The 26,946-nt window shown below is 36.2% G+C and carries 31 protein-coding genes and 2 pseudogenes; 2 read left to right on the forward strand and 31 right to left on the reverse strand.

Annotated elements, in window-relative coordinates; genetic code table 11:
• Nucleotides 1-58: 58 nt before the first annotated feature.
• From NSS94_RS16835 to NSS94_RS16880, 10 genes are all read right to left on the reverse strand, one after another.
• Nucleotides 59-685 carry a class I SAM-dependent methyltransferase gene (locus NSS94_RS16835; protein WP_340956248.1) on the reverse strand — a complete coding sequence of 209 codons (627 nt, stop codon included), beginning with the start codon at nt 683-685 and terminating at the stop codon, nt 59-61.
• Between the two features lie 21 nt (nt 686-706).
• Nucleotides 707-1,162 (reverse strand): DinB family protein, encoded by a 456-nt coding sequence (locus NSS94_RS16840; RefSeq protein WP_318627383.1) that lies wholly within the window; start codon nt 1,160-1,162, stop codon nt 707-709.
• A gap of 408 nt (nt 1,163-1,570) precedes the next feature.
• Nucleotides 1,571-1,996 carry a protein export chaperone secb gene (locus NSS94_RS16845; RefSeq protein ID WP_340956250.1) on the reverse strand — a complete coding sequence of 142 codons (426 nt, stop codon included), beginning with the start codon at nt 1,994-1,996 and terminating at the stop codon, nt 1,571-1,573.
• A gap of 70 nt (nt 1,997-2,066) precedes the next feature.
• On the reverse strand, nt 2,067-2,720 hold the full coding sequence (locus NSS94_RS16850; RefSeq protein ID WP_341039693.1) for a hypothetical protein: 654 nt from the start codon (nt 2,718-2,720) through the stop codon (nt 2,067-2,069).
• Between the two features lie 252 nt (nt 2,721-2,972).
• Nucleotides 2,973-3,389, reverse strand: a complete 417-nt coding sequence (locus NSS94_RS16855) for a GNAT family N-acetyltransferase (RefSeq protein WP_238438010.1) — start codon at nt 3,387-3,389, stop codon at nt 2,973-2,975.
• A gap of 110 nt (nt 3,390-3,499) precedes the next feature.
• Nucleotides 3,500-3,925: a hypothetical protein gene (locus NSS94_RS16860; RefSeq protein WP_341039695.1), complete on the reverse strand. Its 426-nt coding sequence runs from the start codon at nt 3,923-3,925 to the stop codon at nt 3,500-3,502.
• Between the two features lie 1,340 nt (nt 3,926-5,265).
• A complete protein-coding gene (locus tag NSS94_RS16865; protein WP_165149851.1) occupies nt 5,266-5,679 on the reverse strand; it encodes a GNAT family N-acetyltransferase in 414 nt (137 codons plus the stop codon).
• An 89-nt stretch (nt 5,680-5,768) separates the two neighbouring features.
• Complete coding sequence (locus NSS94_RS16870) at nt 5,769-6,218, reverse strand: GNAT family N-acetyltransferase (RefSeq protein ID WP_341039696.1); 450 nt, start codon at nt 6,216-6,218, stop codon at nt 5,769-5,771.
• A 174-nt stretch (nt 6,219-6,392) separates the two neighbouring features.
• Nucleotides 6,393-6,521 carry a hypothetical protein gene (locus NSS94_RS16875; RefSeq protein ID WP_277884421.1) on the reverse strand — a complete coding sequence of 43 codons (129 nt, stop codon included), beginning with the start codon at nt 6,519-6,521 and terminating at the stop codon, nt 6,393-6,395.
• The gene (locus NSS94_RS16880; protein WP_029515451.1) at nt 6,521-7,078 is read right to left on the reverse strand and encodes a TetR/AcrR family transcriptional regulator; all 558 of its coding nucleotides are present in this window, start codon (nt 7,076-7,078) and stop codon (nt 6,521-6,523) included. The genes NSS94_RS16875 and NSS94_RS16880 overlap by 1 nt, the downstream gene beginning before the upstream one ends.
• A 240-nt stretch (nt 7,079-7,318) precedes the next feature.
• Here NSS94_RS16880 and NSS94_RS16885 point away from each other — a divergent pair, with 240 nt between their 5' ends.
• Nucleotides 7,319-8,068 (forward strand): SDR family oxidoreductase, encoded by a 750-nt coding sequence (locus NSS94_RS16885; protein ID WP_341039697.1) that lies wholly within the window; start codon nt 7,319-7,321, stop codon nt 8,066-8,068.
• Nucleotides 8,069-8,310: 242 nt separating this feature from the next.
• On the opposite strand, the gene NSS94_RS16890 is transcribed toward NSS94_RS16885, so the two are convergent.
• The 17 genes and pseudogenes from NSS94_RS16890 to NSS94_RS16975 all read right to left on the reverse strand — a co-directional run bounded on the left by NSS94_RS16890 (nt 8,311) and on the right by NSS94_RS16975 (nt 21,084).
• The gene (locus NSS94_RS16890; protein ID WP_029515453.1) at nt 8,311-8,766 is read right to left on the reverse strand and encodes an NUDIX hydrolase; all 456 of its coding nucleotides are present in this window, start codon (nt 8,764-8,766) and stop codon (nt 8,311-8,313) included.
• A gap of 139 nt (nt 8,767-8,905) precedes the next feature.
• Nucleotides 8,906-9,205, reverse strand: coding sequence for a hypothetical protein (locus tag NSS94_RS16895; RefSeq protein WP_341039698.1), 300 nt, complete (start codon nt 9,203-9,205; stop codon nt 8,906-8,908).
• 419 nt (nt 9,206-9,624) lie between these two features.
• Nucleotides 9,625-10,311, reverse strand: coding sequence for a hypothetical protein (locus tag NSS94_RS16900; protein ID WP_069010401.1), 687 nt, complete (start codon nt 10,309-10,311; stop codon nt 9,625-9,627).
• Nucleotides 10,312-10,428: 117 nt separating this feature from the next.
• Complete coding sequence (locus NSS94_RS16905; protein ID WP_069010400.1) at nt 10,429-10,782, reverse strand: hypothetical protein; 354 nt, start codon at nt 10,780-10,782, stop codon at nt 10,429-10,431.
• 215 nt (nt 10,783-10,997) lie between these two features.
• Nucleotides 10,998-11,366, reverse strand: a complete 369-nt coding sequence (locus NSS94_RS16910) for a hypothetical protein (RefSeq protein ID WP_029515456.1) — start codon at nt 11,364-11,366, stop codon at nt 10,998-11,000.
• A 223-nt stretch (nt 11,367-11,589) separates the two neighbouring features.
• Nucleotides 11,590-11,940 (reverse strand): annotated as a pseudogene (locus NSS94_RS16915) (hypothetical protein).
• A gap of 773 nt (nt 11,941-12,713) precedes the next feature.
• Nucleotides 12,714-14,435 carry a helix-turn-helix domain-containing protein gene (locus NSS94_RS16925; protein ID WP_264216042.1) on the reverse strand — a complete coding sequence of 574 codons (1,722 nt, stop codon included), beginning with the start codon at nt 14,433-14,435 and terminating at the stop codon, nt 12,714-12,716.
• A gap of 109 nt (nt 14,436-14,544) precedes the next feature.
• Entirely contained in the window at nt 14,545-15,321 is a 777-nt protein-coding gene (locus NSS94_RS16930) for a (2Fe-2S)-binding protein (RefSeq protein ID WP_069010397.1), read from the reverse strand.
• A 1-nt stretch (nt 15,322) separates the two neighbouring features.
• The gene (locus tag NSS94_RS16935; RefSeq protein WP_069010396.1) at nt 15,323-16,363 is read right to left on the reverse strand and encodes an ABC transporter substrate-binding protein; all 1,041 of its coding nucleotides are present in this window, start codon (nt 16,361-16,363) and stop codon (nt 15,323-15,325) included.
• 709 nt (nt 16,364-17,072) lie between these two features.
• Nucleotides 17,073-17,451: pseudogene (locus NSS94_RS16940) on the reverse strand (retropepsin-like aspartic protease).
• The gene (locus NSS94_RS16945) at nt 17,452-17,694 is read right to left on the reverse strand and encodes a hypothetical protein (protein ID WP_013372314.1); all 243 of its coding nucleotides are present in this window, start codon (nt 17,692-17,694) and stop codon (nt 17,452-17,454) included.
• Nucleotides 17,695-17,874: 180 nt separating this feature from the next.
• On the reverse strand, nt 17,875-18,297 hold the full coding sequence (locus NSS94_RS16950) for a hypothetical protein (protein ID WP_341039701.1): 423 nt from the start codon (nt 18,295-18,297) through the stop codon (nt 17,875-17,877).
• Nucleotides 18,251-18,514 carry a hypothetical protein gene (locus NSS94_RS16955; RefSeq protein ID WP_341039702.1) on the reverse strand — a complete coding sequence of 88 codons (264 nt, stop codon included), beginning with the start codon at nt 18,512-18,514 and terminating at the stop codon, nt 18,251-18,253. Before NSS94_RS16955 ends, NSS94_RS16950 begins: the two co-directional genes overlap by 47 nt.
• A gap of 216 nt (nt 18,515-18,730) precedes the next feature.
• Nucleotides 18,731-19,126 carry a DUF2569 family protein gene (locus NSS94_RS16960; RefSeq protein WP_208332677.1) on the reverse strand — a complete coding sequence of 132 codons (396 nt, stop codon included), beginning with the start codon at nt 19,124-19,126 and terminating at the stop codon, nt 18,731-18,733.
• A 113-nt stretch (nt 19,127-19,239) separates the two neighbouring features.
• Nucleotides 19,240-19,674, reverse strand: coding sequence for a hypothetical protein (locus tag NSS94_RS16965; protein ID WP_341039703.1), 435 nt, complete (start codon nt 19,672-19,674; stop codon nt 19,240-19,242).
• A gap of 153 nt (nt 19,675-19,827) precedes the next feature.
• The gene (locus tag NSS94_RS16970) at nt 19,828-20,481 is read right to left on the reverse strand and encodes a hypothetical protein (protein WP_341039705.1); all 654 of its coding nucleotides are present in this window, start codon (nt 20,479-20,481) and stop codon (nt 19,828-19,830) included.
• A 378-nt stretch (nt 20,482-20,859) separates the two neighbouring features.
• Nucleotides 20,860-21,084 carry a helix-turn-helix domain-containing protein gene (locus tag NSS94_RS16975; protein WP_220029949.1) on the reverse strand — a complete coding sequence of 75 codons (225 nt, stop codon included), beginning with the start codon at nt 21,082-21,084 and terminating at the stop codon, nt 20,860-20,862.
• Nucleotides 21,085-21,237: 153 nt separating this feature from the next.
• On the opposite strand from NSS94_RS16975, the gene NSS94_RS16980 reads away from it, so the two are divergent.
• Complete coding sequence (locus tag NSS94_RS16980) at nt 21,238-21,525, forward strand: DUF6809 family protein (RefSeq protein WP_341039706.1); 288 nt, start codon at nt 21,238-21,240, stop codon at nt 21,523-21,525.
• Nucleotides 21,526-21,672: 147 nt separating this feature from the next.
• On the opposite strand, the gene NSS94_RS16985 is transcribed toward NSS94_RS16980, so the two are convergent.
• From NSS94_RS16985 to NSS94_RS17000, 4 genes are all read right to left on the reverse strand, one after another.
• The gene (locus NSS94_RS16985) at nt 21,673-22,833 is read right to left on the reverse strand and encodes a hypothetical protein (protein WP_341039707.1); all 1,161 of its coding nucleotides are present in this window, start codon (nt 22,831-22,833) and stop codon (nt 21,673-21,675) included.
• A 327-nt stretch (nt 22,834-23,160) separates the two neighbouring features.
• Nucleotides 23,161-24,387, reverse strand: coding sequence for a Shedu immune nuclease family protein (locus tag NSS94_RS16990; RefSeq protein WP_341039708.1), 1,227 nt, complete (start codon nt 24,385-24,387; stop codon nt 23,161-23,163).
• Between the two features lie 259 nt (nt 24,388-24,646).
• On the reverse strand, nt 24,647-25,546 hold the full coding sequence (locus NSS94_RS16995) for a hypothetical protein (RefSeq protein WP_341039709.1): 900 nt from the start codon (nt 25,544-25,546) through the stop codon (nt 24,647-24,649).
• Between the two features lie 270 nt (nt 25,547-25,816).
• A complete protein-coding gene (locus NSS94_RS17000; RefSeq protein ID WP_341039710.1) occupies nt 25,817-26,794 on the reverse strand; it encodes a hypothetical protein in 978 nt (325 codons plus the stop codon).
• Nucleotides 26,795-26,946: the final 152 nt, after the last annotated feature.

Raw genomic sequence — 26,946 nt, forward strand, 5'->3', positions numbered from 1 at the left:
CTTGAGCCGAGTGAAACAATAAAACGATGTAGTTGAAGTTGCTCGCTTCTTATAATAGCTATCCAATATTTTGAACAAATATATATCTTAATTCATATTCTTTCTGTCGTTTTTCAGCATATATCAGAGTTTCTCTTATGGAACCTGTTTCTAATATATTCAAGTCATTAAAATGTTCTATTAAATCTTCTTCAGTGAAGAAGTGAGCATATTTTCCTTTCTTGTATTCATATGTTCCTTCCTCAACTTCCCTACCCACACCATTATTAAAATCGCGATCAGAAAAACACGTAAAATACATCACTCCCGATTCCTTCAAATGCTTCACGCAATTCTGTACCAGTTTTTTTCGGTCTTCTAACAAAAATAAATGTAATAAATCATAACAATATATTCCATCATACCTTTGGCTTGTAGTAAACTCTAATACCGATTCTTGAATAAAATTAGTTTTTAAATCCCATTCTTTTGCTAGATTTATAGCTGAACTAGATATCTCAATTCCATCAACCTGAAAATAAGAAGAGAACGCCTTCGTATTTCTTCCATATCCAGCACCAGGAACCAAAATATCATGTACATTATTTTTTTTGAACAAATCTATAGCTTGGATTACAGTTTGACTTGGTTCACAACCCCAAATCATTCCTTCTTCAGTAAATCTTTTGTTCCAATAATCCCCCATATGATTCACCCGCCTATATACTCACATAGCTCTTCTTTTAAGCTCATCAATCTGTCTGATATGATGTTGATCATGCCAGATAAAATCTCTTAAATATGATATTACAGTAAACTTCCCGTCAGCATATTCTTTAGTAAACTTGTCGTCTTCAAAACTCTCTATACTCTCCAATATCATGTTACGGTACTGAATAGTCATTTTAAATAATTCTTCTTTCGTTTTTGTTTTTCCATATTCAACAGCATCCTGATTAAATTGTTCAAAATCCATATGTGTTAATGTCAAAGGCGCATCGTTTAATATCGGATTTATGGCTACTTCATAAAAGTATTTATCCCACAGTAATATATGACTTACGATATCGTGAACTGACCATTTATCTTCAGCAATCTTTATTTTCCAATCCATTTCACGAATCTCAGAAACAAAACGTATCCATTCCTTGAACTCCTCTAGTAACCGCGACCTCTCATTCATGGTTTCCGACTCCTCTTTTCAAATTTGAGTTAGTTAGAATAACGTATTTGTATTCATGAACCCCAAAGGGGTTGCCTTCTGAAAATCTTTTTATGAATTCTATAATAATTATATCTTTCAGCATCTATTTCTATCTCTCCTACAAACTTAAAATTACTTTTTTGAATAACTTATTTGATGCTGCATTCTCAAGTAATGCAATTGCGTTTAATTCTTTAATCCCGTATTTTCAAATTAATACTGTATTACTCCCTGAACCGCTTGAGTCGTATATCCTCTACTTCTATAATCTTTTGAGATACCATACATGATTTCTCTATTGGTTGCTGGAAGCTCGTCTTTTATTCCTGAACAACAACCATCCGATGGATTCTCCCGTTTCTTTAAGTTACTCAATTCAACTTCCCTTCAGGGCTCTACTTGAACTAATAATTCTTCCATAGTCATTTCTGGAGTTATAATTATCGTTTTGTTTAGTTTTCGACTTAGGTCTTTTAGGAAGTTCATGAGTACATCTATTTTTTTCTCTGAATTTATCTGTATTGGTGAAACATCAAATTCAATAACGCTTCCTTCATAAAAATATCCACAAATATCAATTTCACTATATTCAATAGTTATTCCAATACTTGCTTCTTTTTTAATTCTTAACAACTCAGCAATATCCCTAATTTTAGTTATTAGCCCATCTATAGTCACTCGATAATTAATTCTATCACTTTCCAAATAATCAAAAATTAAAGCCCATACTTGGATGTCTGTATCCAATACATAAATATCCCTTAGACTTCCATCTTTAAAGAATACTTCATTCATTACTTCATCGTAATTCATGCAAACCTCCTAACACTCCGCATTTCATCTAACGTTCTTGTATCTCCGAGCCCTCACCATCTATTAGCTTCTAATCTTCATTCATTCTATCTGCTCGTATCCAACTCATTTCCTCAATGCTTAATAATTCTTTAAACTCTTCTACTAACTGATGCTTAGATTCCAGTTGTGTATAATAATTATTATTCAAAATATCGTCTAATTGTTTTATTCGCTCATTATCTAATTCAAAAAATCTAAATGTTTTTAGATTGCAATTTGTAAACTGTTTTGCTATTTTCTCATTGTATTCATTAGATCTTAGAACTTCTTCAATTAATTCAGTTCTGATTTTGTCCCCTCTAGGGTCGACATATAGAAATTCAATGTGATCTTCCTCTGGATATCTTTCTTCAGCAAGCTTAATAATTGAAGTATCTAATAACACATATGATATATGAAGACTTGCTATCTCTTGTGAATTGTAAACTACCCGGTATCCCCAACAGTGATCTTCAAAATTATAAAAATATAACACTGGGATTTTTTCTGAAATTTGAAATAAACTTTCTGGAATTTCTTCACTTTCTTCTGTATCTTTGGTTATGAAAACAAACCATTTGTCATTTAAATCCTCCGCGTATATAGGATCATGCTCAAGAATTGCTTCTTTATATTTCAATAGTGATAAGCTTCCTGAAGTCAATTCACTCATTGTTTTGGCCCCTTTTTGTTTTTTAGTCATATTTCAGCTAACGTTCTTGTATTCATGAACCACTAAGGGGTTGTCTGCTGAAATGCTTCTCCGAAATCCTCTCAGACCCATACTCCGTAAGGACCGCTGCTTGAATATGATGTTAGGCGATACCCTTGATCTCTTTTGAGTTCCTTAAAATAATCCTTATTAATACTGTATTTTAACTTCTCAAATCGACAACCATCGTGATTGATGAATCAACTTTCCCAACTTCTTTAAATCCGAATCTCTCGTAGAGTTTCATTGCCGCTGCATTACTCGGATCAACACTGAGGGATAATTTTTTATATTCCTCTTCCTAGCTTCTTTAAATAATTCATCCATTAAGGCCATTCCGATTTTTCTTCCCCTGTATTCTTTTAACAAAGCCATTCCTAGTTTGGGTACATCATTATCAATAAATCCAAATCCCTTATTATCCTCGTTAAAATATCGAACTGTTATTGATCCGACGGGTTCACCCTCATGGTTCATTGCTATAAATCCAAAATCCCCATCCCTTCCCCAACCTTCAATATACTTTGATATATAAGGGTCTTTTATTATCGCTTTATCGAATGGCTCTTGACCTTCTGGGACAAATAATGATTCATATAACATCTCCCATAAAAAAAACACATCATCTTCTATTATTGGTCGAATTCTGTATTGCATCATTGAAGTTACCTCATTTCTAGATTCTCAAAGGTTTCACCTAACGTTTCTGTATTTTCCATAAAAGCCGTAGCTTGAATATTATGTTATGCAATTCCTCCATCCTCTCCGAATCAACGTTCCAAAGATTGGCTTGCTTCTGTTAATTCATCATTTACCTCTAAATATTTCAATGTTTTTTCAATATCGTCGTGGTCCATTGTTTTCGTTATAATTAGATGTTTAATATTAAATCCTGGTGGTTCCATTTCTTTTTTAAAGTGATTTACTAATTTTTGAGGGGTTGTCACCAAACTCCATCGTTCACTTCCATCCGAAAAAGTAAGGGTCACCTCCACCAAATCAAACTCCTTTGGATCATCATCAAACTTCCATCTTTCTAAATAAGGCACTTCTATATTTCCTTCAATAAAATGAGCTTTTGATATCCAAACTGCTTTTCCATGGTTTCCAATAATTCTATACTTGTCCCTATCTTCTTTTTTTACGATGTATTTATTGCCTCGTGTAAGTGCATGAGCATAAACGCCTATACTCATACAAGTTATGATTGGTCCCTCCATCAATTCACTTCCATACCGTATTTAACTTACTGAGGTTTCGCATAACGTTCCTGTATTCATGAACTCCAAAAGGGGGTGTCTGCTGAAATTCCCCTTTGAAATCGACCTATCAGACCAAGGCTCCGTCAGGAGCCGCTGTTTGAATATGATGTTATATGACGGTACTTTGGACTACTTTCAAAATACATTATTTCTTTAAGTATTTTCCCATGTTCTTTTTCGACTTGAATTTTATAATCATTGTTTGTCATCTATGAAAACTCCTCCAAAAGTAATTCTTTTTTTAAATCTGCACTCATGAAGATGCCCAATTCAGAAAGTTTGTTTAGTTGATCTTCAAATATTATCTTCTTCTTCTTAAATAAACCAAACAACTTAAACACCTTCTTTTTATGGTTTGCGTCCCTTTTCTATAACGCTTGTATTCATGAGCTCCGTCAGGGGTTGTCTGCTGAAATTTCTCTTCGATATCCAGCTCGCAGACCAAGGTTCCATAGGAGCTAACGAAACATAACTTCTTCGATTCACTTACAAAATCAGCCCTTTATGATCCTCGCCTTCGAGCTGTTTATAATTCTCAATAAAATATCTATAAGCAATTCTCTTAATCGTAGACAAAATTGCTTCGCATGAAAATGCCAACATTTATTTGTAATCATAATCCCTTAATGATAGTTCTTGAACAATTTTTCTACTGTCCTTTATTCTTAGAATTTGCTTCGGTTTATCATATATCCAACCAAGCTTTATACAATATTCAATTAATATGGATTTTATTAAAGGTCTATATAAGTTAATGTAATAACATTCTTTCCAGTCGAACGAAATTTCAATAAAAGAAGTTTTATACTTCCTTGAATAAGCTCTAAACAATACCTCATAAGGTTTCTCGTCAACAATGCAAATAAATTGATAATGTCTAACAATGATTGGGATTGCTTTTTTTTGAAATACTTTCATCATTCACCTCAACATTACTTTATCAGCAATTATGTCTAATAGCTTTCTTGTGTTCCTGAACCCGAGAAGCTTAAAGAAGCGTAGCGACCGGCTAGCTTCGGTTCTTAGCCTCGCAGGATTGTCTACCTGACTTTCACTTTCAGGAAAACGATGTTATGTGATACCTCTAGTTCTTATTTAATATATTCTTCAATCCTTGTTTAATATTATTTGGTCTCGTCTATTCTAGATTACTCTATTAGAAAAATCTCTGTAGTCTAAAGTCAATTCCTTTTTTAGTTCTATATTGGAAGAAATACACCACATATTATTAGCACTCTCTTCTTAAAATGCTTTTTACATTGATTTCCTCAACGTCAATTTTTGTTTAAAACCTTTGTCAGTATTATTTCCAGAGGTTCATTCTCAAACATTAAACATCCAGCATCTCTATATCCAAGCTTCCTATAAAAATGTTGAGCTTCTTCATTCGAAAGTGTTGAGGTCATAACCATTTCAAAACCTTTTTGTTTCATTAATTCCTCCCAATAGTGGACAACTTTTTTACCAATACCTGTTCCTCTATACTCCTCATCTATCCATATCATATTCATAAATGGTGTGTTGTCCCAAAAAAATCCGTATCTCATCCAACCTATTTCTTGATTGGATTCTCTGATTATTAGGATTTCATTTTCTTTTATTTTTGGTCTTATAAGTGTCTTATGTATGTGCTTGTCTCTTAACAAGATGTACTCATAATCTGATTCAATCGCAAAATCAATCTTCATTGTAAATTCTCCCTTTCACTCTTTTCTTCGAATATCTTCTTGGTAACACTCAGCACTGATGTCTCATAACGTTTGTACATTACATAAGTTTATAAAGTCTTTTTAAAAATGTATAAGTCACCTTCTTCTCTAACTTTAGTAAACCCACACTTTGAATAGAAGTGATGATTCTTCACACTCCAGCTAGGAGTATCCAGCCACCATTCAGTGCTGTCTGGAAATTTACTTTCAATTTTCTCCATCATCTTCGTTCCGATTCCTTGATTTTTAAAATTCGGATCAATAAAAATTCTTCCTAGATTATGCACTTGATTACATTCTACAAATATCATAGCTCCCCCGATTATTTCTCCATTAAAGAGCACCTTGAAATATTCGCAATTTTGCATCATCTCTTCTTGCCAACTTATGGAGTCATATCCTATGGGCCCAACGGTTTCGTTATTATTAAAATGCTTTGATTCATCCTCAAAACTGGCCTTTTGTATTTCAGCAAGTCTTTGCGCATCATTTTTTCCAGCTTTTTCTAATGTCAGCACCAAACATACCTCCATTATCTTTTTATTTTTTCCAGGGTTGTCTGCTAAAATGCCCCCCCCAAACTCTATACCAGCAGGTCAAGGCTCCGTAAGGATTCGATGCTTGAATATTATGTTATCAGAAGTTACCGAACTTCTTCATTATGCATTCAAAATCAATCTGCAATTTTTTTATCAGCGAATTTTCTTATATGGTCTTTTTTTATTTTGTAATTTGATTATTAGTTCATCTGCATCTCTTTCACTTTTTTGAGCTTTTAGTGACTCTTCTTCTGTTATTTCTATTTCTATCATTTGAACCACTATTGTTCGTGTCCCTCGACACCACGGTTCAGCAAATTCCAAAATTGTTCGACCATGACCGATGCCGGATATGGCATTGAACGGGTAATCCACCATTCCAATACCCCCACTGCCGCTGAAATTAAAAATTGCACCGTAATGTCCCTGTTCATATCCTGATCGAGGTTGATCGAATCCAGATGCTCGCACAGACTTTGCCGGAACATTGTCTCTATTTGGTTTCGAAAAACCGTACTTCCCTTGTTCGTCAGCATTATTGAGTAGAATGAAGCATGCTGCTCCAAATATTCAAACGTACGCAGTAGTGCGGTTTTGGAAGGGAGATGAAAGAAGTTATCTTCAGACATACAATTGCGTAGTAACTCTTTAATTTGAGCTTCCATGCATTGATCGCGCAGATCGTACTTATCAGCAAAATGCAAATAAACCGTTCCGCGATTGACATTCGCTTCCTCAGCAATTTGATTGATCGTAATTCTCTCGAATTCCTTTTCTGACATCAGCCTCATAAAAGCATCAATAATGGCTTGCCTCGATTTTTGAATACGCCTGTCCATATCCTTCTCCCCTTTGTGCTATCCGAAAAAATGAACACTTCGAAGTCCTCTGTTGAAAAATCAACAACCACGCTTGTTTTAACCATTGAACCCCATATACCGCTCTGATACATTCACTTTATAAAATTTATGTTGATGATTCAACATATGTTCAATTTTAGTGGAGCTGTAATCATGAAATCTATTGTTTTACAATCTTTGGAATTATTTAAATCACATTGAATTAGGAGGGTTTAAAAATTGAAACTTACAGGAAACACGATTTTTATTACAGGCGGCGGTTCGGGAATTGGACGTGCGTTAGCAGAAGCTCTCCACAATCTTGGAAACAAAGTTATTATCGCCGGTCGACGTAAAGAGCGTCTGGAGGAGACGATCAAAGCGAATCCCGGCATGTCCGCAGTGGAATTGAATGTACAAGACCCTGCCAGCATAAAGGCGGCCGCCAAGCGGTTAATCAAAGAATACCCGGATGTTAATGTCTTGATTAACAACGCCGGCATCATACAGTCTGATAACGCGGCAGGCGTGATCGATGAGGATGTTTTGATTTCGACTGTCACGACAAACTTTCTAGGTCCCATTCGGTTGACTTCTGCATTCATCGAGCATTTGAAGTCCAAAGAAGAAGCGGTTGTCATCAACACGACTTCAATACTTGGATTTGTACCGTTAGCGACAACTGCTGTATATTCCGCGACGAAGGCAGCACTTCATACCTATACGCTGTCCCAAAGGTACATGCTTAAAGACACATCGGTAAAAGTAATAGAAATTGTACCCCCATGGGTTCAAAGCAACAACGATGAACCACGGGCGATGCCACTTGCTTCATTCATTGATGAAACAATAAAGATACTTGGCACGGATACAGACGAAGTTCTGGTGGAAGAAGCGAAAATGTTTCGAAATAACCCTGGCCCGAACGAAGGTGTTTTTGTGACCCAGCTTAACGATTTGATGAATTCTGAACCTCCAAAGATCCATTGATCCATCTGTAATTCAGTTTTTAAAAATTTAAGCGAGCATGAAGTAAACACTCATCTCCGTCTACTTCATGTTCATTTTACTGCAACTTGCACGTGGAATAAGAAAAAGCGCCAAGCGGCCACACCCATGTTTACCTCTTAAATAATTTCGTTGATTTCACATAATGTAGGGAATTGCCGAAGTTCAAACAGCCCTTTGTTAGGTGATATCGGGGACATCCTCGATTTACGTAAAAAATGTTTTCATGATCTTACTTCATTTAAAAATCTTGTTATTATCGGTAGGTCGGGAGGACTTATTTGATTAGGTATCTTGTTTAAATCAAAAAATCGTATATCTTGTACTTCAGCTTTATCACCTTTAATTATTCCACTGTATTCTTTACATATATAAGCTGCAACTACGTTATATACTTCATCTCCATGCGGATATCGATAGTAGAGTTCCGGGCCTGAAAATATATCAAGTAATTCTAACTCTTCGGCTTCTAAGCCTACCTCTTCAAAAAGTTCCCGGCTTGCAACCTCCTTCATATTCTCACCAGGCTCCATTGAACCTCCTGGTAATCCCCATAGACCATTGTCAGTTCTTTGCTGCAATAGTAATCGTCCCTCATCATCTATGAGAATCACACATGCTCCTGCCATAATTATAGGTCGGGTACCTACTAACTCTCTTAATTCTCTTATGTAATTCAATTTCTTCACGCCCCTTTGAGATCCTTCAACAGACCAAGGCTCCGTTAGGAGCCACTGCTTGAATTTAACGTTATATGACGGATTCACTTCTAAAATCTACTTTCGTCAATGGATAAGGCACGTAGTCCGGGTGGCTCTGCTACTTAGCCGGTTGAATGTTTCCGTTGAATCCGCCCTTCCGAAATGCATCTTCCGGGCTAAGGGTCGGCTTGTCCCGGCCAGATGAGTTGAATGCTATGTTAAATAACGTTGACTTTTTTCGAGTTAAGTAATTATTATTCTCGTTTCCATTTATGTGTTCGAGTAGTTTTCCAGTTTCATAAAAATACTTCATTACTTCAAGCATAGGAATTAATTCTATACAAATGTTATCGCAATAATTGCCTAACTGGCCACCAGCAACCAGATGAATTTCACCGTTTCCCTGTTTATTGTTCATAAGAGTATATATATTACCATCAATTGTAATAGACACTATAAAATATTCCGGTCCGCCTCCAACCAATGCTGAATCTGTATCTGATACCTCAAAAAAAACTAATGTAAATTTATCTCCATCGAGTTTTTAAAAAAAACTTAAAGTGTCTGCCCACGTAGGATTCATAACTATTTCTTCATTGAATGTGGTCCCAATCCATTCATCAATACTAATAGATTTTATCACTTTTTCTTTTCATCCTTTTTAGATGGTTTTATTTATTCGGGGGCTTTCATCTAACGATTCTACATTCACGATCCCAGCGAGTGCTCAGGTGTCCTACAGTGATCTCCTTTTCCGAAATCCTTCTGCCGGGCCGAGGGCGTATGCCGATGTGTGATACTATGTTATCAGATGAACTATGACAATTTTGAGGGTATCTACAAAATTTCTTCTCCCTTTAATATTTCATTTGAGAACTGGTCCACAGCCAACCACGTCGAAACATCCTCTTTGATATTCTTATTCCAAGCAACTAAAAAATGTACTTGGCATATCTCATTAGAATCAATTAGTGTCATAGGAATTTTAATGCCTTTATCAGAACTTAGGATAAAACCGTGCTTTTCAAAGTCAGAGTTTAAACATAGCGATTTAGGAATCATATCTCCTTGATTTCTTCTTGCCATTAACATATCCCCGTCTTGTGTCCCCAAGTGTAAACGGTATATCTGATTCTCGTATTCGACAGCTTCAAGATCTTCCCCAGTATTAGATCCATAATCTGTCCAACTGTAACCCTCCTTCCAAGAAGCAGAAAAGCTGCACGTACTTATTTGAGTGTTCGCATGAGGCTTTATTCTAAAAACTGCTCCCCAACATTCTTCTACTGTCAGATGTAAAGCGAGATTGAGCTTGGGTCTACAGACAACTAGCTCACAATCAAATGAATCATAATAATATTTATATAATGATCCACCATTTTTGAGTTTATAACTTTTTTCTGGATAATAGAAGTTATCAGAGACTGTGATTGAAAATTCAATTATTCCAAGAGGAGTATGTATTTGTGGCTGTAAGAGATTGTTTTCTTTAATTAAGACTTGTTCTCCATGAAATAGCTTCATTATTTTCCTCCTCATAGTCTTTCTAATAACGTTCCTGTATGCATGAACCCCAACTCGCTGGCCTAGGCTCCGATATTATGTTATGCGAAGCTTCTTCGAAAACTTTTGAACCGATGTCTACAATTCTTTGTTTAAAATAAACTCAAAATCTTCATCAGACACTAAATGATTATCTTTTATAAATGTCTCTAACTCATTCAAATAATTATTACAGAGTTTGATATATTTATCTCCATATTGATATTGAATCTTATTTGAATTGGTTTCAATATTAATGATTTCTTTACGTGCTCTTCTTAAAAACAATATTGAACTTGTATAATTATCACTTAGACATAAAGAAATTGAATTGTTAATATAGCAGACCAAGCCATAGAATACAGAATTTCTTCTTAAGCCTGTCCATTGCTTATGATTCTCTTCTGTATTTAATTTTTTGGCTAACTCAAAGACATGAGAATTCAAAAACATCTGGTATTCCTCCATCTCTAAGCAGTTTCGCATAACGTTCTTGTATCTACGAATCCGAGAGGCTTAAGGCGCAAAGCGCCGGGTCCATCGGACTTAGCCTCGCAGGGTTGTGAGCTGATCCCGCTTCTCTCTCTGCTTTCCACTTCTAGCGAACCAAGGGCAACGCCCGCAGCGTAGATGCGATGTTATATGAGGTCAGCTTTTCTTCGAGTCAACTAATAATTATGCTTCCTTGCTAGTTTCCACTTCATAAATAAATTTATATCACTTATAGCATCTAATATTATTCCTTTATGTTCTATATTATTTTTTAATTCTTTCAAAATGATTGGTTTTACTAGTCTTTTATCTAACTGTTTTTTAGTTCTTGCTATATGTGCTAATCCCAATACAGAATTCGCTCTTACATTTGGATTATCATGTTGCGCTGATTTAAGACATATATCTTGAGCAAACTTCCAATTGTGATGATACATTCCAACTGAAAGTGGTAAATATATAAGTTTTTCTACTTCTCGGCGAGTTAAAATATCTTTTATTTCCTGATCTGTGTATTCTTCGATATGCTTGTAAATTCGCTTCATAGTACTTGCTCCTAAATATAGCCTTTTTATTCCTAGCTGATCTCACATAACGTTTCTGTATTCAAGACGTCCGGCGTATGCCGAATATGTTCGGCTGATTCTACTTCATGGCTTCTCAACTTCTGCCGAACCGAGGAGCGAATGCGACGATGCTTGGATGTGATGTTATACAGAGGTACCATGAATTCATTGAATCTACTTAGAAATCCTGTTTAATTCACCATCACCATTCTCTCCATTCTTCTGTAATATCTTGATCCTCCTCAATTTCTAATCCAGCTAGTCTTGCTGCCTTATCTATAAATTCAGCCAGTTCTTCACGTTCCATCGTTTCAATAAAATAGTGTTCTTTTCATTCAATTCATTAAACGTAATTACAATTTCTTCTACAGCCTTCATAATACTTTCAGGATGTTTAGTTTCTTGTAATAATATTAATTGGTTTAGATAGTTATCAAGGACTTTATCACACATTAATAATCTCACTTCTGTAAAAAGGTCATCTCCGTATTCAACCATTCTTTTGTTTTTACAATTGAGTTGGTTTTTCATTAAATAGGTCCTGTAATGTCATTGGGCACATCCCTCATTTTCTTGTTTTTGTTTTAATAGATTTTTAAAATTGTTGCATAGTATTTCGCATATGAGTTTGCTTACTAACTTGCTTTTCACTTCACTTATCTTATTTTTTCTTTAATTCATCTTTTTTCATCTGTTAGCACACTTAAAGAAAGACCAATTACGGTCAACATCTGGTCATTACAATTGGCTTGGAGGGTTTATTCCCTTCTAAGTCTCAGATAATAAAAACCCACCTTCGGCTCTTAACCTTTAGGTGATTTTTTACCTTCTCTTGTTGTTATTGATGCATGTTAAAAGTGCAAGAATAGATGTCCAAAATAGTAACATTAGAGTCATCGCATCTTTTACTTCCATGGTCTCACTTTCGAAGGAAAACCATACCCACCCAAGAGTCAATTGTATCTATATTTTACCTGTGTTCACTCCTGCAAACAAGTGTTCTCATCTATTTTCTTGCATTTTTCTTTATTCTATCTGTTGTCCATCATTTCTAGCATATAACGCTTATGTGTTCACGATGTCCCTCTGACTTATGCGAACGAAATGAGCGGCCGCCGTGCGTTTGTGTCCGCCTGCCCCCACTTCCTGGCAATCCTCTTTGCCGGACCGAGGAACCGCCAGGCTCCGATGCGTGGATATGATGTTATCTGATGGATTGGCCATAAAAAAACAGTTCAACTTTCCCTCTATGACATAAGGCAAAGATGAACTGTCTTTAGTTCCTGTTAAAATCTCTATGCGCACAAGTAGCAACTTCTTCTCCCATCAAGCCAACAAAGCCTGAGCGATCTGATCCACAATGCCATTGATGCCTGTGGGTCCATAACAGCCAATCCATGTCGCGGCATCGACCGAGTGTATGTGCTGGCGCTCAACGGTATCAAGCATTCCCCAGACACGTTGCTCTGTTGCGGATATTCCCTCCTGCATGAGTTCATGGCTAAGCAAGAAGTAATGGCTGGCGTGTACAGCCGGTAGTCTGTCAACTGAGATGTGATAGGCCGTGTCGGAGGTATCTGCCACAAATAACGGAACAGGCAGACCTAGATCATGGTACAGCACAGCCCCTGTACGATGAGAGGCAGAATGCACGCGAACCAGAGAATCCAGCGGACGGATCAGTGCCACGCTCTTGCCTGCCAGAACGGGAGCAAGTTCTTCGGACAGCAATGTGGTTCGTCGGTGATAATCCGTTATAATACGCTTTGCCTCTTCTCGTTTGCCTGTCAGTTCACCGAAAAGAGTCAAAATAGTCTGCCAGTTTTCATTGCGCTTAAACATGAGAACTGGAGCGATCCGGCTTAACTGTTCATAGTGCGGCTCATGTACCTCGGTGCAAATAATTAGATCCGGAGACAGTCGCTCCACTGCAAACAGGTCGGGGTACTCATATGTTCCGAGTAATTCAGTATTCTGAAGTCCTGCCCTGATCGTTTGAGGGAAATGTAACACTGCATTGCCTAGTCCTACACTACCTGCTGGAGAGAGCCCCAGCGCAAGCAAATGATCAGCATATTGCACATCGAGTACAGCGATACGCTTCGGAGATCCGATAACATAGTATTCCCCTCGCATATGGCATATCACCGAGCCTTGGGCCGACTCATATGAAGAAGCTGTGCGGTTCCGCTGCAAGGAATGAGCATAGTCTATATCTGTTTTCGAAGCGGCATCAAGCCTATAACGCAGCGGAGGGATGCCATAATATTTCTTAAACGCCCTACTGAAATAATACATGTCGCGATAGCCCATTCTGTCAGCAATTTCACCGATGGGAGCATCCGTGTGACGCAGCATCCGCGATGCACTCTCCATGCGCAACTGAATGACATACTCAGTCAGTCCGAGCTGCTTCTCTTGTTTGAATCGTCGCTGCAGCTGTCTTAAGCTGCATCCAGCAAGGGCTGCCAGCTCTTTAAGCTCCAGATTCTGGCGATAATGCGACGCTATATATGAAGCGACAACATCCACCATGTCAGACGCTTCTCCTCCCTGATCACGTTCGTAATCCATGATCAGTTCGTAGATCATGCCCTGAAGCAACGCATTGGCATGAAAACGTTCCATCCCTTCGCCACGACGCCATTTGGCAACGATTTTTTCTGCATTCTCGATCCATTCTGCTTGGGTTACCGAATTTTGCACAAATGAAGTGCGCAACGGATGTTTTCGATATGAAGGCAAAACAAGAGAGGCTCCCTCCATAGAAGAAGCCTTGTACATGATCACGATATAATAAATGTCGTCTGATCTGGCCGTCAGCGTTAAGGATGTCCCCTTAACAACATGACCAGCAAAAGAAGCTCCAATGTGGCAAACCTCACCATTCATTGCAAGCTCCCCTTCCCCTCCGTATGCCAGCAACAACACATTCGAAGTTAATTCCGTTTCGCGAAGAACACTGCCTGTCTGCAAAGTACCGCTATACTCGTCAAGCATCTTGATCGTTGTATCACTCCATAGACTTGTCTGTTCTTGTAGCGGCATTTCTCTCATCTCCTGACAATAGCATCCTTTGCTAGAGTGACTCGCATGACTGGGCTTAACCAATTAACTACAACCAGGCCTGTCAGCAAAAGTAAAATTGTTGCTGTTGTCATTTTAATTGAGATTTATTCTCATTGTCAATTTTCGGACATTTTCTGCAATATTCCCCTGACATCTGGTAATAAAAACAACAGGTGGTACGCTTGCTTTTCACGGCTGGAAAGCTGTCCTTATTTTTTGTGAACCGGGTGAACGGATTTCTTTTTACACCGAACAAATGCCCGGGCGCTCCTTGCGTCAGATATAAAAAATCTGCCTGGATGTGCTGACTTTCTTGCTCAGCATTGTCTACTTCAGGAGTATATAATGGGACAATGCGTATCATGATATTCTCCCAAAGGATACTCATCGAAAGAGGAGCAATTGCAGCAAGCGTCTTTAACAGCGGTGCAAGGTGTAACGCAAACATCTCCTTTACCACCTTTTCCCGCCACACTTCCCTGTCTCCAGTTAGTGCTTCTGCCCGAAGCCCGTTCATAGCTAGAAAAGGAAAATGCGTCCCCCCCTCATTAGCTGTGAGCGTCGGATGATAGAGAAAGCTGTTGTCTAGCCGAAAAGAAACATGCTGATGATGAACGGTCATCGCGGTCAGCAACGGAGCAATCCACAGGTAGCCGATTCGCTTAGCTAACATCGAAGCAGCTACCCTCATGTCAGGCGCACCAATATACTCTTGAAGCCAGCTTAAATACTCTCGGCATGCAGCTTCTTCATGTAGTTGACTCAAAGCAATAATACGGACATTATCTTCAGACGGCTCACCAAGCCGAATCGAGTGTTCTTCCACCGTTTGCTGCCATAAGTCAGTCGATAGATAATGGTCCATTTTAATTCGATCCCAACAGTGCTTCCGATGCCTGATCTACAATAATATTAATTGCAAGTGGGCCATAATAAGCGATCCAAAGTGTAGAATTAACATCATATGCACGGTTATTTTTGACTGCATCAAGGGATTTCCATACTGAACTGCTATCCAAAGCCTCTGCCTCTGCCGCAAACAACTCATCAGACAGAACAAAATAATGATCTGCACCAATCTCAGGAACTTTCTCCATCGAGATTTCAACGGAGGTATCATCTTTGATCTTCTGGACTAATGCAGGCATTTTTAAGCCCAAATCCTCATACAGAATGCCGCCTGTTCGATGCTCAAGACCATGAACACGAATGCCTTCTTTTCTCGGACGAATAAGTGCTACCGTTTCCTCTCCCAACTTCTCCGACAGCTTCTCCTTCAGTCCTGCAATTTTGTCCTCATAAGCCTTACGCACAGTTTCTGCCTCTGCCTGCTTACCTGTGATCGCAGCCACCGTAGCTAACGTATCTCGCCAATCCTCGTAGAAGTCAAGTACGATTGTGGGTGCTATTTTGCTTACACTCTCATACTCTTTCTCTTGAAAATCAGTCATTAAAATAAGATCCGGGTCCAATGCTACAATCGCTTCCAGATTGGGCTTGTCCCGTGTACCTAAAACCTGTACGTCACCCGGCTTATCGCCTAAATATTCCGGAAATGTGGTATTGCCTTCAGCGATAACACTGCCTGCCGGCTGCTCGCCAACGGCTAGCAATTGATCCAGAAATTTGACATCAAGCACAGCAATTTTCTTTGGTTTCTCGTTAAGCGTATACTGACCCTTCATATGCGAGATCGTAACCGGGAAGGCTCCGGCAGTCTGAGACGCTCCATTCGAAGGCGTGTCCGTTGGAGTTGTAGCAGACTCATTGCCGCCATTTGTACCTGCTCCGGCACCGCAAGCCGTCAGTACAAGAACAAGGGCCAGCATCCAGCCCATTAAAAATCGTGATTTATGGTTAGCATGTGCCATGCTTCCGGCAGCTTGCCTCTTTGTTCCTTTATTCATGGTGAATCCTCCTTATGTATGATAATGATTTTCATTATCGAAATATAAGGCGAGTATAATATATCTCCACATCGCGTTACCATGTACTTTTGCGACATTTCAGCCGGACTAATGCGACATGTAAACCGCTATATCTTCATTTACAATTCTATCAGCTCTTTTACTAATTACTGCATAATCATCGTCTAATGTATCAAGCCAATAAAACCAAGAATCTCCCATTTTTTCTTTCCATTCATTTGGGAGTTCCGTTATTTCTAATCTAGCAACAACTATTTGATCTTCATTTTCTTCAAAAGAATATTTTTCTTTTCATTGATTTCTACCTCTTGCGTCAATGTACATTCCATATCCATTTGTTCCATTGAAACTACAACAGAGGTTTGTATGATAAATTTGTGGATGCTCTTCATTAAATTCTGAATGTGGAAACTCATAAAATGTTCCTTTGGATTCATAAGCCATATTCGGTGAAACATCTATCTTTAATACCCTTTCGTCCGCAGATATTTCTAAAACATTTTGCTTTCTCCTTTTATCAAGTATCTCCTATAACGTTCTTGTATTTATGAACCCGTTAGGGGGTGTCTGCTGAAATTCCTCTCCGAAACTCATCCCGCAGACCAAGGTTCCATCGAAAACATAGTGTAAATATTGTGTTAAGTGAAGTTCAACTTTTTTTTGAATAACCTTTTTAAATTTAATGGCTTTATGAACGAGAGAGTTTAAAGTTCTCTAGATCTACATTGAATTTGCCTTTTACCAATATGTCTAATCCCAATAATCCGTTGATATTGTGATATTTAAATGAAGTAAAATCTATGAGTACATCTCTTAAAATAAAATCTCCTACCTGTATTCCCTTGATCCCGTTTGGAAAATGCGTGTTCTTTCCCTCCAATTCCGTAACTTGTTATGATTTCGTCATCCATCCCGACCTGAATCCCAATATCATCTACTTCATCCTGTGAAATCAATGTATGGCTTGCTCCTGTGTCAATAACTATGTTATTTATGACTTTCTTTTCTCCATTAAAATGGACTGTTATTTCGGTGAACAACAGCCCATCCCTATATTCAATTTTCATTTATAGATTTCTCCTTAAACCAACATTCTTCCGAACCTTCACAATGACCTGGTCCTTAGAAGTATGATAAACCAAGGTTTTGTCTCGGCTATTCAACAACTCTCTTGTTGCTTCTTCGTCACTTACAGGACCAATCACAGCGACGTCATCTATGATTTCTTTATTTTCTGTCTCTTCGAAATGAAGAATTTCAAACTTTACAAATTGATTCGGGAAGATTTGTTGTACTTCTTGCCACTTCACATTAATCCCTCCTGTCCTTTTATGGTTACATTATATCATTTAATTAGAATTTCACTTAACGTTCCTGTATTCACAACCCTAGCGAATGCTGGGATGTCTGGCCTCTGCCGGACCGAGGGTACATGCCCGGTGCGTGAGTATATTGTTTAAGTAAAGTCACTTATCTTCGAGTTATATTCGTCACGATTTAGAAAAATTCTCAATATAATGTTTCATAAAAATTATATAATTATCATGACTTGAATCAATATTAAATATCTGTCTATCTGTTACACCTTTCTCTCTTACTTCTATTTTTATGTTTCTTTGGTTACGTTTAAACTTGATATCTAGAAAAACTTTTTTTATTAAATCGTGTTCTATTTGACTATCTCCCGGGAAATTAAAAATATGTTTTTCTGTACTTGCATTGAATAGTGCAACAATATCTATAAAGTCTGACACTTGTTCTTTATTTGGAACAACAAATTCATGTTCAACTAAATTCCTTACAGAATTTATTTTATTTAATATTCTAGGAGCAGTAATTCCTAAGTTTTTTAAAGTCTCTATCTTCTTAGGTACATTCCATTTTTTTGAATTTCCAAAAAAAACCAAATGCAATCATCAAACAATCAATTTGGCAGTCAAGAGATCTCTTTGCATTTGAGAGAGCATTTATTAAACTGTGTTTTTCAGTTCCCGATTCTAAATCAAATTCAGCAAAGGACAAGTATTCTGAAGGCGTAACATCAAATGGTATATCTATTTCTTCATGTCCACGAGAACTCCAATAACTATTATCATTACTTAGAAAATCAATCACCTCAGAAAATTCCATAAGATCAACTCCAATTTAGTATTTAGGTGATTTCACTTAACGTTCTTGTATTCTCGAACCCTCACTGGCTTAAGGAGCGAACGCGCCGGGTCCGACGGACTTAGCCAGTGCAGGGTTGTCCGGCTGCTTCCACTCCCCCAAAATGTCTCTGCCGGACCGAGGGCCGAATGGCCCGATGCGTGAATATTTTGTTATCTGATGCCAATGCCTTCTTGATTAACTTTCAAATGTTGCTTTGACTCGTTTTGAGTTTTTAAAATACAAAATCCATATTGATCCAAAAATAATTGTAGAGATTAAACTTGGGAGTTCATCTATTTTGTTAATTGTGAGAATGAAGTTTAAAAATCCAAATATTATAGTGATTATTTCAATTTGAATTATTATATTTGGTCCTTTCCTTTTCTTCTTCAATATAAGCACTAGAGAAACAATAATTAAGACTTCAGAAAATAAATATATTCCGACAGAAATAGTTCTAGCAAGATTCCAACCAATTGTTCCAACTAACATATAAATATAAAATTCGAAATAAAGACCTATTAAATTACTTATAAGTAGATAAAAAGAATAGATCACAAAGAGAAGCAGCCAGCCTTTAATTCCACTCATACTATTCTGAGATAATTGCATTATTGGCTCCTTAATTTTTGTCTTTTATTTGCATTGAGCATTGGTTTCAGATAACGTTGTTGTATTCACGACGCCCCACCACCTTAAAATAACTATTCAACCTTTACTTCAGCAATAAAGAAATTCTCTCCAGGTATTGAATCTCCAGCCATTCTTCTTATCATTGACAATTGACCAACATGTGTCATTGCATCTGATAATGGTCCTTGAATCAGTTTTTCGATAATTCTATCTTTGTTTGGTATTCCATTTGATTTCATTAAATTGTCTAAGTTATGCAGCTCATTAAAAAATGTCTGTACTTCGTCATTCCAGTTTCCTGATTCTTTCTTAAGTTGTGCTTGGTTATCAAAAACGGATTGGGCATATCTTATGACATCAGACATGTGTGCCAAAACTTCAATTGGAGTTCTTACACCGTTACCGAGCTCATAATTCGGGTAATTACTTGGAGCATTTAGAATTGCTTTTGAACATCGAGACCTGAGAGACGAGAGGTAATGTCTTAAAAAGTAAATTTCATCCATTTTTATTATCCCCTTTTCTAATTCTCCTCTTTTTAAAGGTCTACCGATCTTTCATATAACGTTCCTGTATTCACGACCCGACATATGTCGGGTATCCGGCGAATGCCGGATCAAGGGCGTATGCCCGCAGCGTGAATATTATGTTATCGGATGTCAGCGACTTCCTTGAATTACATTAATGTTAAGAAACATCTGTTCATTCTTATTCCTTGTGCAATCCCCAAATATTGAATGCCTAATTTTAAACATTTCCATATTTTCACCATACGCCTTTCTATTAATTCCTTCAGCTTTTGCAAATATAGAAAATAAATTAAATAATCGAGCACAATTCATTTCATCAAAATCTGATTTTCGATACAAACCATGCAATAATGAATGACGATTAAAATAAAAATCGTTCGGGTTGAGAGAATCGTACTTTGAATAAATATTATCCACAATCGTTTTTGCTAACTGTGCCGATTCAGGCTCTGGTAAGTCGCAAATACAGTTCTTCAGTTCACGAAATGTAGGATTTTTGTCTCCTGGTTTCCAGCCATAAATTGATCTAAGATATTTTTCTAAAGCAATAAAAAGTACTGATAATGCCGCAGTATAATATCCTCTATAAAAACTCAAATATGCCTCGTCCAGTAATTCTAGAATGCATTTTAAGTGAGTGGAATTCACATATACAGTACTCATAAGATCCGCACTTTCCTGCACACTTAATAACTGAAATGAAATAACATTATATATTTTCAAGGCATAATCTTGTCTCATATCTAAATTTAGCTTACTTTGAATATGTAATGTCTGTCTCAATTTCGTTGCAAAAATCAACAAGTATAGAAATATCTTCATTAGTGTATCTAATATTGAATGTCCATCCCACGTAGGGTAAAACCCTATTCAATAATTTGTTCTCCATAGTGATCTCCTTATCGTATTAAAGTTGATCAAGCATTTTATATGTTATCTATAGATAATTCTCTACAAACAATCTATTGAAAATAGTATCCGGTTTAAAATAATTATCCCCCACTGATTTCCGATAACGTTCCTGTATTCAAGACGTCCGACGAAGTCGGATGTGTCTGCTGAAACGCTTCCACAAAATTCATCCAGCAGACTAAGGCTCCAAAGGAGCCGCAGCTTGAATATTATGTTATAGGACGGAATCACTCCTTGAATATACCTTCACTAATTTTCTTCTTCAGGTACATATTCAATTAAATCCGATAATTTGCAGTTAAATGTATCGCATAGTTTAAATAAAGTTTCTAGCTTTGTTGTTTCTATATTCGTCTCCCGATATAACTTGTTGATTGAGTTACGACTTAAGCCTGATCTCACCATCAATTCTGTTATATCATCTATTCGATGTTCTGCCATGAGCTCTCGTATATTACACTTGATTACGTTCATCTTTTCCCCTCCATATTTCTATCTTATCTTCCACATTAGTAATCATCAATTAAAAGCGAAGTTTTAACTCTACAAAGTCAAATATTCACCTTGTAATTAACTTTAAGAGGTTATATAATAACTCTATAGAGTTAATCAAAGGAGGAACAGGATATGGTTAATACATTAGAATCGCTAACAGAACCACTGATAAGAATACGTCTAGAATTACTCTATACTGAGCTTTTGGATTGTCATGCAGAATACACTCGGCTTTCTTCTGAGACAGATCAATACTTTAAAACACTTCGTGATGCTTTGCCCGATCAACTTCAACATACGGTTTTTCTTTACGAAGACGCTCAAATTTCTCTTCAATCCATCCTAGAAAGAAGTAACTACATACAAGGTTTCAAAGACGCTCTACAACTCTTTAGTGAATTGCAAAACTCTAGCATTTAGAGGATCATCTGATCCTCTTTTCTATTGTATTTTATTCTGTCGTAAAACGTTTCTGTATTCGTGAACCTCGAAGGAGCTTTCTACTGAAATCTCTCTCCGAAATTCACTCAGAAGATCAAGGCTTTGTCAGGAGACGCCGCTTAAATATTATGTTAGATAACGCAATAATGATCTTTGCTGCTTTAAATAACTCAGATACCAGATAGGTGGAACATTCATTTTTTCTAAATAACTATAAATATCTCTTTTATTAGACCAAAGATACCACCTATTCTGAATTATCAAATCTATGTTCTTTATAGCTGTATTTTGAATTTCCTCATCCTTTGAGTCACTTAAAATCACAGACATGTTAAATAAATCACCGGCGCTGGACTCGTCGACTGTACATTCCATAAAGAAGCTTTTTAAAACAGTTTCAATTTTTTCTATTTTGAATTTTTTAGGATTACTTACATAGTGTTTGAAAATTGACCTCCATGTGATATGATACTGATTTGGTTCATTAATACTTACACAATTCAACTCGGGAAATTCCGAAACATTTGTCAAAAATTTTTCTAGCAATTTATCAGGAGGCATTAAATCTTTATCTACTTCTTCCCATTCCTTTTTCCAACATTCAATCCCTAAATAACAGCTAATCAATCTAGCTGTAAGAAAGTTTAAGGAGTCTAATATTTCGAACGATTCATTAGACATGAAAAAAAACGGTGGTAAAGGCCAAGATAATTTTTCTTGGTATGTAAATCTCCCATGAGCAATAGCATTTCTTGTTTTTATTACAGAGTCTATAAAATTTTCAACAAAAGGATTCAACATATTGAATTTAGTTAGAACAAATTTAATTTTATGTGACAATGCTAAGTCCCTACCAATCAAAACTTCAGTAAAGACTTTTTTTACTGAATTGACTTGTGACTCAAGTTGATTTTCATTGAAAAAGAAATGTTTTTTATAAAATTCTTCAACATACCCTTTTATATTTTCTTCCAAATCTATTCGTAAATCTTTTGAGTAGATTTCACAAATTAGTTCTATAATATGAAAATAATTAAGAATAGCTTCATCATGGTAGAGATTTGCATCAACGCTTTCATTTACTAAGTAGTTTGCTTTTCTCCAACGGTCTAATAAAGATACTACAACCTCTTCATCGGATTCTAACTTCTCCAACACAGATTTTAATTGTTCCGTATAATCTTCATTTTCAATAGTTAATTTTAAAGGTCCCTCATTAATTAAATTATTCGGTATTATTGTATCTTCTCCTTTTATTTTATGATAAACCGTTAATGGGATTCCCACGAAAAAAGAAACAATTCCAAGTACTGTAAGTATGCTTGCTCTATTGTATCTGTTACTTTCATTTTATTCCTTCGTGCATTTCAATACTGGTAATGCAATTCAATTGGAACTCCCTTGCTTGAGAAGCTCCATTATCTGTATAAACGCTTGTAAGATTATCAGTACTAAAAAAGTCATATTTTTATATTTGAAGAAGATCTCTATATTGGTAAATTCATAAGCATATGTAATCTGACTGAAAACTATTTTTTCCATCTGTATTCTCCTTTATGTCATCTAACGTTCCTTTATTAACGACTCAGCATGCGCTGAGTCGTTAATATTATGTTATACAACGGAATCACTTCTTGAATGGGTTTTCGGCAATTGACTTTGAAATTTTCCAATAATTCTTTCTAATCTTCTAATAAGATCATCATATGTAACAATGTCCATCACATTTTTATACTTTCGTTTAATAACTTCTAAATCTCGAAGTTGTTCAATCCCAAGATCTTCTTCTCTTCCAAGAATTAATATAGCATTAGGATTTGTTATGTTAATCTTGAAACCATCCGGAAGCAAATCCTTATATTTATCTGTTAGCTTCAATTCACCTTGTCTACCCGACTTGTTTAAATGAAACAGATACTTTTCTACTTGCATGATAGTACCCGAGAGTTCTCTAACAGGGACATAATTGTCTCTATATGTTCTTGTCGAAATTAAAGCATTAGCATTAGGTTTTTTTATTTCAACCACATCAACATTTCCATTTGAGTCAACTAGCATATAATCTAATCTTCTTTCTTTCGAATCGTAATCGTCGTAGACGATTACTTCTTTGAATACTGTGATATATTTAGGATAAATCAATATTAAAACATCAATAATTTCGTTTTGCCAGTCTGATTCAGAATAGCCTTTTTCATTTTTCAGCATATCTTTAAGACGATTTAGCACTATCTGATACTTCATTATTTCATATTCGGCAAATGAAGCACTTAAGCTAGACCTAGCACTATTAGCAACTGACTTTTTAGACATGTAGGAATTATAGTCCGATACAAAATCTCGTTTCATATCTACATATTCCTTTAATATATGGCTAATCCTTGCATTCGAATATTTCCGTAGTTCAGTGGATTTGGGGAATATCTCTAATATTTTCTTGAATTCTTCTATAGGTAAATCCGACTCTTTTGGTCCAATTGACAAATCCCCTTCTATCACATCAAAAACCCTTTTGAAAATAGATATATTGTTCCATGTCTTAAATATATTTAGTTGGAATTTTATACTTTTATGGATCAATAACTCCTTCTCTATCCCAATTGCAGTTTTCTTGACTCTAAAATAGTCGCCTTCTAACTTTGCAAAAGAAAATTGTGCCTCTTCTATTATAGTAAATTCTTCTGAACCGATCTCCTTATATAAATCATTCTTTTCGAAGTAAAAGGTTTTATGTATAGCTATCTCCTTGTTATCTTCAAATTTCTTTTCTATCCAATATACCCCATCCCTTGGTGTGTATCGAATTATAATTTCATCCTCGATTTCTTCGAATCTAATCATAAAATCTCCTTAATAAACATTTTTTTACCTTAAGCTTAAATTAGTTCCCTATATTTAGCGCATAGTTTATATTTAATGGATTGTTAAACACGATTACATCTGTGTGTTATATATCTGCTATTTAGATTCTGTCGTATAACGTTGTTGTATTCACGACCCAGCGCATGCTGGGTGTCCGGCGACTGCCGGACCGAAGGCATATGCCTGATGCGTGAATATTATGTTATAGGATGTGGACGTCTTCTCCGACTAATCTTCACTACTCATTTATTGGCCTTCTATTCTCATAGAACCATATCTTCGGATTGCAAATATATTTTGGATGCTGACTTTCAAATTCCTTATGAGTGAATAAGTCATGTTTCTCAAGAAAAATATCTATTATTTCAAGACACTTATTTTGGGGGATCTTTTTTGGGATCAATATAATAAATTCATCTGCCGTTTTATTTACTTGTATTGAAAGAATATTCTCCATTACTTCATTAAATTTATTTAAAAGTTTATAAGCACTTGGATAGCGACAATCTCGCGCAACAGGCAAACAAACTAGCGAGTATAAAGATTCATCACCTTCTATAAAAGCCTGAAACTTACTCCAATCGTTGTCCTTCATCTTGCTCGAAAAGTAAACACAGACTTCATCATTAGAATCATCTTCAATTATTTCCATGTCATTAGAGTATAAAAAGTTGTTCTTAAAACGATCAATCAAGAGGTGCAGTGATTCAATTATTCCTTTAGCGATTATTGATGTTCGTTCTGAAAGTGCTCTATTATGAGCTAATAGATTTCTAATCTCTCTTAACTCGTTCAACTTTTGAGAGAGTCTTTCCTGAGTAAATCCTGTTAACTCTTGAATCCTACCCCATACATTTGGATTGAATAACATCTGAGCTAGCTCACCTTGTGTAAGTGACCATATTATATTCTCCTCGCTATCAGCATCTAAATAAATTAATTCCTGACTTTTAGAAATTCTATATACTAATCCGTCCTTTATTTTTTTTGGAACATGATTTACCCAATCGGCACCATACTCGATCATATATACAGTCAAACAAATTCTTCTAAGCCAATTTTCAAGGTCATAAACGGAATAGTATATTTCTCCATTGATCTGAGGAATAAGCATTTCTTCTCTAAACTCTAGCTTCATTGAATCCACCTCTAATTGAGTATTTTACGGCTATTTCCTATAACGTTTGTGTGTTCACGAACCTGGAGAGGCTTAAGACAGCTTGCTGTCGGGTGGCTCCGCCACTTAGTCTCGCAGGGTTGTCTGCTGATTATGCCTCCACGAAATCCCTCTAGCAGACTAGGGGCCTTAGACCCGTTACGTGAAAACGATGTTATATGATGGGATGACCTCTTTGAAATACAAACAAAAAAGATAAGAACCAGTATTAGAGCTGGTTCTTAATACTACTTAATTCAGTTCTTTTTTCCACCTTTCAATATCCTCTATACTGAAAGGTACCAACTCTATCGTTAATAAATCATTTGAAATTGCAGGTTGGAAAGCTTCAATGATTCTTTCTGGTCGGAAAGGTTGACGAACAGAAGTACTATCTAACTCATTGGGAAATTCTACAATCAATACTATCAATTGTCCTTTTACGTGCTTTGCTTGATTGTAAAAATTTATTTTTGATAGCTGTACATATAAGCGATCTAAAGTCATTGGATTAATAGATAAAAGAACTTCGAAGAAATATTCTTTAAATTCAGTCTTGAAGTACGCATCAAAAATTATTCTCCGTTCCATTATTGGATCTAAACCCTGAAAAGCCGGAGTGAATTGTGCATCTCGGATAATGTTTCCTTCGGGAATCAGGTGCTTTTCTAGGTAATTGTCTATAGACTCTTTCTCAGCAAATCTAAAAAAATCACGTTTATTGTATTGTGGCATCTTTGGATCACTCACTGTTATCGAACTTAGCATATCAGTATTAGTAGGTGTTTCACTAATAGAGATGTTACCAATATCGATTTCGTCGTCTTTATTATCTTTTGCTTTTATTACTCCAAGCATATGTAATAGTTCAGGTGTTAGACCATTAATTGTAGTATTGGATTGATGTTGATTCTGATTAATAAGGGTTGTCATCTTTATAATATGTTCCCTGAGGTCAGTATTCTCCTGTTTGATTTCATTTACCTCTTCTTTCTTCTTCTTAATCTCTCTAGAAAGAGATAAGTATTTACCCATACTTAAATTATCAAATGACTCTGATAGGATCAAAATTGTAATTAATATAAACAAAGTAATATATTCAGGAGTCAAGCTATAGGAGGGATTCCCTATTAAAAATCCAGTTGTAATTATCCCTAATAGATATAAGATGAAGACAATAAGTAACCCTCTCACAAACCAATTAACTTTTCTTGCATTGCTTTCATCCATCTGTGTCATTCCTTTATTGAAATATTTTACTTTACAGAATAAAGTACTTTCTGGAAATTGTATAGTCCTCTTTGTTTTATAACACTTGCAGCCCTTCATATAACGTTGTTGTATTCACGACGCCCCACCACCTTAAAGGAACGAGGTGACTG

The organism is Paenibacillus sp. FSL L8-0644, from assembly GCF_038008165.1.
Lineage (GTDB): Bacteria > Bacillota > Bacilli > Paenibacillales > Paenibacillaceae > Paenibacillus > Paenibacillus polymyxa_D.